Genomic DNA, 12,752 nt, shown 5'->3' with positions numbered 1-12,752 from the left:
GAAGTCAGAGGTAAAATATCCAAATAAAGAGATGCCATTATCGTTTTTGCTGACCTTATTAAGGTTGAACTTGGCAAAAATGAGCAGCGAAGCAAGTTCTTGGTTGATGCAGTCAAGCAGATGAGACAAGGGAATGATGTTTTCTCAAAGACATTGCAAGATAAACTTGAAGTGTTGAACAATTCACCTCAAAAGAAAGTTGTAACCCATCGCTTTGAGCCTACTTCAAAGAAAGTTCTTCTTTTCATTGGTAGCTTGGCTCTGTCTCTTGTCCTCTCCATTTGGGGCAATCTCACCCAATGGCGAGAGCACCAAGATTGGGAGGAGGCAGACTTGAAATATAGGGCATTGAAGATGGTGCTTCCATCTAACGACCCGAACATTCGCTACATCGAAAAACATTTCAATGTCCAACGAGACGAAGACATAATTGATAAATTAAGAACCCAAGTTGATGTGTATGAAGATTCCGTCTATCACTACCACAAAATGGTTGAGATAGCATCATATAAAGATAGTATAGTAAGACAACTTATTGATGAATCAAATAGGATAAAAATGCAGATAAACAGTAAGAAAAGTAAATGAAAACGTTATTTTTGTATTATTATGCAAAGTGTAATCACGTACAACATAGTATAATGTAGTTTAAATATTCTCTGAAAATTACTTTGTTTCAAAAAGTATTTATACCTTTGCACTCGGAATACAAAATGAGGCAAATAATTGCAGTTTGCTTTCATTTTGATGCAACTATTCCTAGTACCTTGCGCAAGGTCAAAACAGCCCCGTCTGGTAAAAAGGCGTAACTTCTAAGACACGTAGAATCCTAGGCAGTTAACAGTTTGTTTAATTTTAAAACAGAAGATTATGATTATAAGTTTTAAAAATGGAGAGAAAGTACTTACAATGGAAAATGCAGATATGCGTTCCATTTGTGGTGGTACAGCGGTAGCAACACAAAGCTTCCCTTGTACAGTTCATGAAAGTGACGGTTCTGTACACACGAAAGTGGTTTCTAGTGTTGAGGAATGTTTAGAATATGGTGGTCTTAAGTAATGTTGAAAGTTCTGAGTTCCGACTCAGAACTTTCTTCTTAATTTTTAAATTTCGTAATATGCTTAGACTCATTTTTCTATTTTTGCTCATATTGGCTCATTCTGTTTCGTATGGGAAAAAGTACACATTGTCAGAAACTCCTAATGGGTTATGTCTAAAGCAATGGTTAGGAAAGGATTCTGTCATAGATTTCAACAGCCATAAAGAACTAAAGAAAGTCAAGATTATAGGTGAGATGGCTTTTGAGAAGAACAATCATATAAAAAAAGTTATATTGCCAGCACAATTAAAAATTATAGAGAAGAGGGCTTTTAACACTTGTGAAAAGTTAGAACAGGTAAAGATACCCCAGTCTGTAACTTATATTGGTAATAGTGCATTTAATATGGATAGAAAATTACTTTTGGCTTCCTTACCAGATAGTTTAACAGAAATAGGAGAGTGGGCATTTTGGGATTGCAACAAAGTCTCTATATCTATCATACCGCAATCTGTCATAAAGATTGGAAGACAAGCATTTACTTGCTGTGAAGGTATCACAACTCTGATTTTCAAAAATAATATGGAAGTCATTAATGATAGATGTTTTTCTGGCTGCAAAAACATAGAAAGAATAGTGTTTCCCAAAAATCTCAAGGTCATTGAGCATTTTGCATTTGCTCGTTGTATTAAACTAAAATGTGTGGATTTTCCCAAAAGTCTTGAAAAAATCAGTCATCAAGCATTTGCCAATTGTTGGGATTTAGAAATAGTGAATTTTTCATCAGCTCCCAATGTTGATTCCACGGCATTCTACAACTGTAAGTATCACTTTGGTAAATAGCAACAAACATTTAAATACAGAAAATCATGGATGTATTAAAGCATATTTTATTTCTTTTAAATGTAAAATTTACAAGTACTTTTTTACGTAAAATTTACATGGAAGGTCCTAACAATACTAATTTGTTGGGATTTTCAAATATGCTTAGACTTTATGGCATTGATACACAAGCAGGGAAAAATACCAATACGGAAACTTTTGGAAATGAGATTCTTCCATTTCTCACAAGACTAGATGATGCTTTTGTAGTTGTTGAAAATTGCAAAGAAAACATATATAAGCTATATACAGATGAATATACATATATAGAGAAAGATGCATTCTTTGAGAAGTGGGATGGTACTTTTCTTGCCTTTGAGAAAACACAATATAGTGGTGAACCTCAATATGAAAATCATAGAAAGGAGGAAAGACTGCAAACTCTTTATATAATATTGGGCTATGGTGGCTTATTGGTATTGTGTGTGTTTTCTGTTTTGGCAAATGAGAATATTTTTTCAATTTGCATGAATCTTTTAGGATGTGGAATCGGAGGATTTCTCACTTACTGCATTATGGCTCAGCATGTAGGCAAAAACATTGCTAAGAAAATATGCACAAATAGTCATCATTTTGATTGTAATATAGAATATCGGTTGGGTGGTATAATAGACTTGGCTGATATGTGTGCAGCATATTTTGCTACCTTTTTCTCATTAATAGTATTTTTTAAACTTTCAACATTATTTACAACTTTATTTTGGGCATCAGCAATACCTGTTGTTGCCTGGAGTTTGTGGACACAAATCTTCGTGGTGAAGAAATTTTGCCCTATATGCTTATGTTTGCTAACAGATATATTTGCATTAAATGTATTCAATATATGTACTTTAGATTTTGGAAATGTGCATTTTTCGAACTCTGATATTAGGGATGTTATGTGTTGTGTTCTTCTTTTTATTGTATATTTGTCATTTTCGTTAAAATATTCAAAAGATATATTGGGAAAGTGTGTACAAACTGAAAATATTAGAAGAAGTAATAATTATCTAAAAGAACAATATTTATTGATGTTAAATACTTTCCCGCAAAATATAGATTCTATATCACAATGTTTGGATAGTATTAATTGGGGAGAGACAAATGCGCATAAGCATCTTGTTGCTGTATTGAATCCAACATGTGCTCCTTGTGCTTTAGATTTCTTGAACATGTATAATGCTATGGCTTTAAGTAATTCCATCAAAGTACATGTGTTTTTTGTATATTGGACAAAAGAGCAGCATGAAAAATTGGAGCTTTTAGTTTCTGCAATATTACAGAATCCCAATAAGGCAATGTATGTTATTCAAAATTGGTATGAAATTGGAGTTTATGACCAAAAGCTATTTGAGGAAAAATTCTGTACGAAAAATATAGAACGTAAGTCTATAGACCAACTTATTGATAGACAAAAAGAATGGTGTGTGAATAATAACATTCACTCCACCCCTTCATTTATGCTTAATGGACACTTCTTGCCAAAAGGATTTAATTTTATGGACATAATAAACTTTTAGATATGAAAATAATAAGACTAACTTCACTTATTTTGTTTTTAGGTATGACACCTACTATAATGGGACAAAACAGTTCAACTTCCGTAGATGAATACGAATGTATCTACGAGTATCAAGTAAAGAATGGCAAAGGTTCTTCGGATGTAACTTCTACCATTTTGCAAATCGGCAGAAACGTAGCCATGTTTTCCGATTACACTGCATTCCGAGCTGACTCTGCCATTGCCTGTAAAGCTCCTGAGTCTGACATTCTGAAGTTAAAGATACAAGAAATGAGAAACGATATGTTCTTCGACCAGGCAGTCTCTCAAAATGTGCCAAAGGGTAAGTTGACCGTTTATAGTGTCATTACGCCTAATTACTACAGCTATACGGAGAGTGGCTCACCGATTAGTTGGAATTTTGCCGAGGAGACAGACACCGTCTGTGGATATACTTGCCAAAAGGCGGTGGGAGAATATGGCGGAAGAACTTGGACGGTATGGTATTCCACTGAGATACCTGTGTCTTTTGGTCCTTGGAAACTTTGCGGTCTGCCTGGCTTGGTATTGGCAGCAAAGGATGCAGAAGGCATACATCAATTCAAGGCAATCACTTTCCGCAAGTCGTGTACTCCCATGAACTTGAAGCCATACGCCAATGCCATCAAGACTTCAAGAGAACAATTCGTCAAGTCGAAGAACAAGTTTGAGCAAAACCCGATGGGCAACATACCTGCTGAATCCATCAGTGAGATGACCATCGAGAAGTATGAGGATGGTGGGCATAGCGCCTTGGTCAACGGTGTGGTGCTGAGAATGCGCCCTAACGGATATGTTCCTCTCGAATTAAAGTAAACAAAGGAGATTTTTGTATATGAGAAGATTCTTGCTTTTGATGATATTGGCTTGCTTATGTAACTGCACTTTTGCACAAAGTGTGGTTACAGGAGTGGTGCGTGATACCACAGGCACAAACTTGGAAGGTGTCATCGTCAGGGTGAATGCCAACACGGCAACCCTTGGCTTTACGAGAACAACAGAAAATGGTTCTTACAAGATAACTTTCAAGACCGATGCCAAGCAGATAATCATTACAGCCGAAGCCATCGGATATGAGAAAGCCAAAAGAGAAATCAATAATCTCTCGCAAGTGTGTAACTTCAATCTGAAGGAGAAGACGACAGCCCTCAAGGAAGTCGTAGTAAAAGCCCCTGCCATCTATCAGCGAGGCGATACCTTGTCTTACAACTTAGCCTCATACATAGGGAAGAACGACTATACGCTGAAGGATGCCATGAAGAAACTGCCTGGTATCGAAGTTGGGGATAAAGGTTCCATCAAATACCTGGGCAAGGAGATTTCCAACTTTTATATCAATGGCATGGACTTGCTAGGAGGAAGATACAACATTGCCACAACCAACATACCGGCATCCTTTGTCAACTCCGTCCAAGTGCTCAGCAACCATCAGGCGATAAAAGCCGACAAGGATGTCTTTTCCGACAACGTGGCTATCAATGTGAATATGAGCAACAAGGCTAAGCTGAAACCTGTTGGTTCTTATGGTGTTTCGTTTGGGACAGGCAAACATGCCTTGTACGAAGTGAATGGTGCGGGAATGCTCTTCAAGTCAAACTTCCAAATGTTGGCTTCGCTGAAAGCAGGCAACATCAGTCAGTTCGCATTGAATGAAGGAACGAACCATTTCGATAGCAAGGAAACTGTATCTACAGTGTCAAGTTTGCTGGGAAACATTTCCGCTTCCACTCCTCCCATTGAGGTGGATAGGTATGCCTCACCAACTGACCGCTTGTTGTCGTTCAACATATTGAGGAAGATTAGAAAGGATGTTACCCTTAAGGGAAATGTCGGATATAGCTATGCGAAAAGTCAATATGACTATAGCTTGACTAGAAGCTATACCGATGCGGAAAACAATATCGTTATCTCACAAGCATATTCACCTCTGTCATCTGTGCATCGCCCAAGCATTCAGTTGGAATACAAAGACAACTCAGACAAGACTTATCTCGTCAACACTTTGTCGGGCGTTGGCTCTTTCTTGACATCAGAGTTGCCGACAAGGGAAAATGGCACGCTCTTTAACCAGAAGCAGACCATGCGAGAGTTCTTTCTGAACAACAAGTTTTCTACATTATGGCATCACAAGGACTTGCGATGGTCGTTGACGTCGGTTGTCTCATACCAAGGTTCTCCCATGGGAAAGGTAGCTCTTGACAAAGAAACGAAAGATGCTGTTGTACAGAATGCCAATGGGCAAAGTTTCCGCACAGAGAACACACTCTCTCTGTCTAAGAAGCATCGTAATTCACGTATCTATTTGCCGATATTACTGAACTATTACATGGATAAAGTACAGACGACTTTACATCCTATGGATGAAAACAACGATGTGAGTATGCAAAATCTCAGAGTGGCATTGGCTCCACAATATGAATATTCGCATTTTCAATACAGATATGTCTTACGTTTGGAAGTGCCTGTGCGCATGGACTATATAGCTCACAGAGACCACATGATTGCATCTTCTTCTGGCTCTTGGTATTTTTCTGTTTGCCCAAGTATGTATTGCAACTATAAGCTCACTTCTCGCTCAGTGCTTCGTACCAACATATTCTACGCCCGTACATTCGGAGACATCTTGGATTTCTTGAAATCTCCTGTCCGAATCGATGATACTTCCATGAAGATGGGTTCGGGCATCTTGGCGGATAACAAGAGTTTGAACGCCTCGTTGCATTACGACTATAAGATACCGCTAAAAATGTGGTTCTTCAATGCTGATATTCTGTATAATCAAGAGAGAAGCAACATTCTGGCAAGCCAGGATGCAAGCAATACGCTCGTAACCATGTCGAAGATATATGCCCCAAACACAGCAAAAAGTCTCATAGGGCAAGTAGGCATTACCAAATTCATAGAGTCCATCAAGACCAAGATTTCCTTGAACGGTGGCTATCAGTGGAGACGGCAAATGACCTTGCAGAATGGTTATCAACAGAAATATACATGGAAGAGCTTGACGTTCTCTCCTTATCTGACATCGCAACCTTGCAAATACGTAGAGTTGGATTACAATGGTATGTTTGCCAAGACTTATCTTTATGCTGCTTATCAAAACGACAGCTATCTGAGCCAACAGCACAAGGTTTCTTTGAAAATCATGCCCTTTGATGGCTTCGTATTTGACACATCTACAGATATTGTAAAAAATGAGTTGACGAAAGATGTGACCAAGACGATGGCTCTATTGGATATGGGCTTGTCTTATCGAAAAAAAGCGGTAAAGGTATCCCTTGACATCAGAAACATTCTGAACCAACATCAATATGGCTACACCATCTACAATTCCGTCAACACTTTCACATATAATTATCAACTGAGGGGAAGGGAGTGTGTCTGCTCGGTAAAACTAACGATATAAAGAATGAATAAAATACATTTCATAAAGCAACACGATGGCATGCAGTGTGGTGCTGCATGTTTGGCAATGATTGTCAATTCATATGGTGTCAAGTGTTCCTTAGAATATGTTTCACAAATGTTACATATAGGGAAAAATGGCGTCTCAATGTTTGCTATTACAGAGGCTGCAAATGAAATTGGTTTCAATTGCCAAGGGCAATTGTATACTGTTGAACAATTGAAAGAAGCACAAATGCCTTGTATTTTACATTGGAACCAGAACCACTTTGTTGTATTATTTAAGATTAGTAAAAAAGAAGTTTTTTGCATTGCAGACCCAGGAAAAGGATTGCTAAAATTAACTTTCGAAGACTTTTGTAGACATTGGATTAGTACAGAACAGCAAGGAACGAGGGGGACTGTGTTATTGCTGACTCCTACAGAAAAGCTGGAAAACTTTCATATAGACAAATATCACTCAAACAAATCCAAGCATGTTTTGTGGAAATACATATTGAAATATAGGTATTTGTACATTATGTTATTATTGGGGCTATTTGTCGGTAGTCTCTTGCAACTTGTCTTGCCATTCCTTACCCAATCCATCGTGGATGTTGGTATCAAGAACCAAAACATAGGATTCGTTTGGCTTATACTGTTGGGACAGTTAATGCTCACAATCAGTAGAACGGCTATTGACTTTATCCGCAGATGGCTGTTGCTCCACATATCACTGCGCATCAACATATCGTTGGTGAGCGACTTCTTCATCAAGCTATTGAAGTTGCCGATGTCTTTCTTTGACACGAAACTCATGGGCGACTTGATGCAGAGAATGAACGACCATAGTCGAGTAAATACTTTCTTGACACAGCAGACTCTCAACATAACTTTTGTAATATTCACCTTTGTGGTGTTCTCATTGGTTCTGTTCTTCTACAACAAATTGGTGTTTGTCATCTTCTTGTTGGGAAGCATCCTCTATGGTGTATGGATGACCTTGTTTTTGAAACGGAGAAAGGTTCTTGATTATGAACTGTTTGAGCAGCAAGCCATCAATAATAACAAGACTTATGAATTTATCACTTCTATGCAGGAAATCAAATTACAGGGTTGTGAGCAACGCAGAAGATGGGAATGGGAGGACACACAAGCTGACTTGTTCGGCGTGCAGATGAAGTCGCTCAAACTCCAACAGACTCAGGAGGCAGGAAGCATCTTTATTAACGAGGTGAAGAACATCATCATTACGGTAGTCGCTGCAACCGCCGTGATTCATGGGCAAATGACACTCGGTATGATGCTTGCCGTGCAATACATCATCGGACAGCTCAACTCACCAGTGGAGCAACTGATGAACTTCTTCTATTCTCTGCAAGATGTGAAGATTAGCTTGGAACGTATCAACGAGATTCACCAGATGGATGATGAGAACGGAAAGGAAGGATTGCAGACTTCCATCGAGGACAAGAGCGAGGGCATTGACATTAAGAATATCATGTTCAAGTATGACCCACATGCTTTGCGCAAAACCATAGACGATGTGGGCATTCACATTCCGCAAGGTAAGGTAACAGCCATCGTTGGCGCATCTGGCAGTGGAAAGACCACCCTCATCCGTTTGATACTTGGTTATTATCCTGTCTTGGAGGGAACAATCAACATTGGAAATACTGACATCAACAAACTCAACAAAAAGTGGTGGCGCAGACAATGTGGTGTTGTCATGCAGGATGGTGTTATCTTCTCGGAGAGTATCGCAAGAAATATTGCTGTTGATGATGGCGATATAGATAAGGAAAGGTTGTTGAAAGCTGCCGAGATAGCTTGCATCAAGGATTACGTGATGGCTTTGCCGCTGAAGTTCAACACCAAGATTGGGCGTGATGGCGTGGGACTGAGCCAAGGACAGAAACAGCGTATCTTGATAGCAAGGGCGGTGTATAAGAATCCCGACTACATCTTCCTTGACGAGGCGACCAACTCGCTCGATGCCAACAACGAGAGAAGCATCGTTGAGAACTTGGATAAGTTCTATAAGGGCAAGACCGTGGTCATTGTGGCGCATCGATTGAGTACGGTGAAGAATGCCGACCAAATCATAGTTATCGACCATGGAAAGGTGGTTGAGGTTGGCAATCATGAATCACTGACAGCCAAGCGAGGAGCATACTATAATCTGGTAAAGAACCAATTGGAATTGGGAAATTGATGCAATTATACTTATTTAACGACACAAATGCTGATGTTTTGAAGAAAAATAGGTGTTTTTGCCACAGAAAAAGTGAATATAAAAACATATTGCGTATGAAGACTATAGTTTTATCTTGTGGATTACTTATGATTTTTTCTCCAATATTCGCTCAGAATATCGGAAAGGATACTATAGTCTCTTCTAAAGTATTACAAGATGTTGTCGTGTCTGCCTCAAATATCAGTCGCATAGGCGACCACCTTGTGATTTATCCCAATAGTCAACAGCGGAAACATGCTGTAAGTGGTTTCGGGGTATTGGAGAATCTGAATATTCCTGGACTGATGATAGACTCAAAGTCAAAGCAGGTGGATGTGATGGGACTTCATGCCACCTTGTACCTGAACGGTCAAGAATGCGACATCAAGGAAATCCAAATGCTCAGACCTCGTGACATCGAAAAAATAGAGTATTATGATTCTCCTTCGGGAAAATATGCCAAGGACAAACTTGCCATCAACTTTGTTTCCAAGCAATATCGGTATGGTGGATATGTTCAGGTGGATGGTCAGCAAACACTTGGCTATGCCCATGGTGATTACAATGTCGCAGCAAACTATGTGAAAGGCAGGAGCACTTACACACTGTTTGCTGGCGAGAACTATGAGCATGTCAATAACACTGAGACTTGGAATCATGAACAATATCTCTTTCCTCAATCGGAAATAGACCGCATCACTTATGACAAGATTTCTTCTCGAAACCATCAGGAATACATGCAGTTCCGCTATCAAGACCAAAAGGGACAGAGATATTGGGTCGGCAAGTTTACGCTTGTGAATATTGCCACGCCAAGAAACATCTCTACAGGTTATGCCCAAGAGAACAATTTGACAGATTTCTTCTCAAACATGCAGAAGAAGAGCTTGTCACCCAAGATTGATTTGAACGCAAACTTACCTTTGGGCAACAACCAATCACTCACATTAGGTGTTCATGGAAAATATTCCGCCAACTCCTACAATCGTCTCTACCAAGAATCTCCTTATGAGGCAAGAACGGATGAGGACGAGAAGGCTATATCGTTCCAGTTATCTGCCATCTACAACTATTTTGCGAAAAAGCATTCCATGACCATCGAAGCATATCACTATCATGACATCTGGGATGCTGATTATTCTGGCAATTGCGACTTGTGGCAACACCTATGGAAAGGCGAGACCTTGGCATTCTTCTCCTATAATTTCAAGCCAACCAAGAAGTTGAGCTTGAAAACACGAATAGGCTTGGATTGGCTACTATACCGCTTGCATGGGGACAGTCGCTTTAGTCAATTATCCCCTCGCCTCAACACGACCGCTCAATACCAAATTAAGAATGGAATGCTGATGTGGTCACTCAATCTTGCCAATTCCAACCATGGCATGGATGTCATCAACAGAGCGATGATAAACATCAACTCCCACATGGCACAATTGGGCTCGTCTGACTTGAAGAAGTCGCATGACCTCAACACTTATTTATATTATATTGGGCGGTTCGGCAAACTCAATGTTTCTGCCATCGGACAATTCCGTTATAACTTCCACCCTGTTACGGATAGTTACTATTTAGATGAGAGCAATGAGAAAGTTATCAAGACCTACTCCAATGATGGCAATTCGCAATATTACTCTGCGATTCTGGCTTTACAATATAAGCTAGCTAAGTTTGCCAGCCTATCGGGAGATATAAGATATAACCATGGAAGGGTCAAGAACTGTTGGGAAAAGTTTAACAACAACTTGACAGGTAACCTTGGCGTGAATATGTTTGTTGGTGACTTTGCCATCAAGCCATACTTACATTTCGGTAAGAAGACATTGAATGAAAGTACGATGGTAGTCAGCAAGACGCCTGTTGATTACGGCATGAGTTGTTCTTATAGCAAGGGCAACCTGTACGTGGAGATGCAAGTAGTATCACCTTTCAAAAAACAAGAAAAGCATTATTGGCTTGACTTGCCAATCTACAGCTATACCAAGAGCATCAAAGACCAAACGGCATCGCAGTATGCCAATATCAAAATAGCCTATTCTCTAGACTTTGGATGGAAGACGAAAAAAGTAGAAAAAGATATTAGTAAAAGTATAAATAGCTCTTTATTAAGAGTTGAATAGTGTATTATAAGGCAAAACAATTATGAAACAGGTAAAAAAGTTAGATGAAAAAGCCATTCTTTCTCGTTTAAGTAATGGCGCACTTTCCAATATTCTTGGAGGTGTTGTTCTGAATGACAAGTTCCAACAGCCAATAGACGAATGTTTGGCTGGCTGTGGTTGCCTTTCTCAAAATGCTTGTGACACTTGTCAGGCATAGTTTTAAACTTGTAGGCTATGTGTGTACTTCACATAGCCTACTTTTAACATATAGAAATATGGATAAGATTAGTTTTTACAATATAAGTGTACCTTTTGAGGGTTACTCCCTCCTTTATAACACAATGTCTGACTCTTTGATTGCTTTTACAAATGAAGAGTATTCGGTAATAGAGCCTTTACTCAATAATTTAGCTGCTTTTTCGGAGGAATATCCATTACTATATTCCGAGATGAAAAAAGCAGGTTTTATCATTGACAATTATGATGAGAAAGAGCTTGTAAAGTTCAACAATAAACTTTGTGTGTACGAAAATCGCTCATACCACCTTACAATAAACCCTACATTGGATTGTAATTTAAAATGCTGGTATTGTTCAACAGAATATGCCCAAGCCATACATCATGGTGGAATGTCACAACATATAGTAAACTCATTAAAAAAGCACATTGATTATCTTGTGAATAAAGTTCGTATCCCAGCATTACACCTTGATTGGTTTGGGGGTGAACCTTTGATGTATTATAAAGAAGTTATGAAACCTATTGCTTCTTACGCAAAGGAAATCACAACTGCCCAAGGAGTTGTGTTAACCCAGCATGTAACCACAAATGCAACATTATTAAATGAAAATATGATGTCTGAGATGCAAAGCTTGAATTTTACAAGTTTTCAAATTCCTTTAGATGGAAATGCAGAACATCATGATACCATCAAATTTACAAATACGAACAAAGGAACTTTTGATATAGTTGTACAGAATTTGAACCTTTTGCCAAAAATTATCCCAAACGTTCATATCACACTAAGAATCAATTATGATAAGAAGACCTTGTTTGGAATAACAGATGTCATACCGCTTATTAGTGAAAATACCAAGAAGCATATTCGTGTAGATTTTCAGAAGGTTTGGCAAATAAATTGTACAGAGAAAGAAATTCAACAATTAGCAAAGGTGAAGAAAATCTTCTATGAGAACGGTTTGGATTCTGGCTATTGGGCATATAAGCCACATCATTACACTCGCTGTTATGCAGATAAACTGCACCAATATGCAATAAATTATGATGGTCGTGTGTTTAAATGCACGGCACAAGATTATGGCGATGATAAGGTTATTGGTAGATTAAATGACGATGGAACAATAAAATGGAACAACTATCTTCTTAGCGAGTTGTTTGCGCATTCTACATTCGATAATGAGCGTTGTTTAAACTGCAAAGCTTTACCTATCTGTATGGGACCTTGCATAATTAGAAATTTTGAGGCAAGGAAGTCTGGCAGACCAATACCATGTGTATTTGATAATGTACAGTATTCTTTGCAGTCATTTATCATAGAAAATGCACAAAAAAGACATTTAATAAAATAGA

The 12,752-nt window shown here is 38.7% G+C and carries 9 protein-coding genes and 1 pseudogene; all 10 read left to right on the top strand.

Going from position 1 to position 12,752, the window contains the following annotated elements:
* The first annotated feature begins 15 nt into the window (after positions 1 to 15).
* The 10 genes and pseudogenes from DWV53_RS08450 to DWV53_RS08410 all read left to right on the top strand — a co-directional run bounded on the left by DWV53_RS08450 (position 16) and on the right by DWV53_RS08410 (position 12,751).
* Positions 16 to 588 (top strand): annotated as a pseudogene (locus tag DWV53_RS08450) (hypothetical protein).
* A gap of 282 nt (positions 589 to 870) precedes the next feature.
* Positions 871 to 1,059: a hypothetical protein gene (locus DWV53_RS08445; protein WP_117727467.1), complete on the top strand. Its 189-nt coding sequence runs from the start codon at positions 871 to 873 to the stop codon at positions 1,057 to 1,059.
* A gap of 58 nt (positions 1,060 to 1,117) precedes the next feature.
* On the top strand, positions 1,118 to 1,882 hold the full coding sequence (locus tag DWV53_RS08440) for a leucine-rich repeat domain-containing protein (protein WP_181992455.1): 765 nt from the start codon (positions 1,118 to 1,120) through the stop codon (positions 1,880 to 1,882).
* Between the two features lie 26 nt (positions 1,883 to 1,908).
* Positions 1,909 to 3,420: a vitamin K epoxide reductase family protein gene (locus DWV53_RS08435; RefSeq protein ID WP_118152920.1), complete on the top strand. Its 1,512-nt coding sequence runs from the start codon at positions 1,909 to 1,911 to the stop codon at positions 3,418 to 3,420.
* 2 nt (positions 3,421 to 3,422) lie between these two features.
* Positions 3,423 to 4,256: a GLPGLI family protein gene (locus DWV53_RS08430; protein WP_118152918.1), complete on the top strand. Its 834-nt coding sequence runs from the start codon at positions 3,423 to 3,425 to the stop codon at positions 4,254 to 4,256.
* A 19-nt stretch (positions 4,257 to 4,275) separates the two neighbouring features.
* Entirely contained in the window at positions 4,276 to 6,846 is a 2,571-nt protein-coding gene (locus DWV53_RS08425) for a carboxypeptidase-like regulatory domain-containing protein (protein ID WP_259318946.1), read from the top strand.
* Positions 6,847 to 6,849: 3 nt separating this feature from the next.
* Positions 6,850 to 9,039 carry a peptidase domain-containing ABC transporter gene (locus DWV53_RS08420; protein WP_118152916.1) on the top strand — a complete coding sequence of 730 codons (2,190 nt, stop codon included), beginning with the start codon at positions 6,850 to 6,852 and terminating at the stop codon, positions 9,037 to 9,039.
* Positions 9,040 to 9,284: 245 nt separating this feature from the next.
* Positions 9,285 to 11,180 (top strand): hypothetical protein, encoded by a 1,896-nt coding sequence (locus tag DWV53_RS08415; RefSeq protein WP_181992454.1) that lies wholly within the window; start codon positions 9,285 to 9,287, stop codon positions 11,178 to 11,180.
* A gap of 22 nt (positions 11,181 to 11,202) precedes the next feature.
* On the top strand, positions 11,203 to 11,379 hold the full coding sequence (locus DWV53_RS15745; RefSeq protein ID WP_181992453.1) for a hypothetical protein: 177 nt from the start codon (positions 11,203 to 11,205) through the stop codon (positions 11,377 to 11,379).
* A 58-nt stretch (positions 11,380 to 11,437) separates the two neighbouring features.
* Positions 11,438 to 12,751, top strand: a complete 1,314-nt coding sequence (locus DWV53_RS08410; RefSeq protein WP_181992452.1) for a radical SAM/SPASM domain-containing protein — start codon at positions 11,438 to 11,440, stop codon at positions 12,749 to 12,751.
* Position 12,752: the final 1 nt, after the last annotated feature.

The sequence above is a fragment of the Segatella copri genome (genome assembly GCF_003465495.1).
GTDB classification, from domain to species: Bacteria; Bacteroidota; Bacteroidia; order Bacteroidales; family Bacteroidaceae; genus Prevotella; species Prevotella copri_G.
Note: the sequence above shows the minus strand (reverse complement) of the source record. Positions and strands in the feature narration are given on the sequence as shown.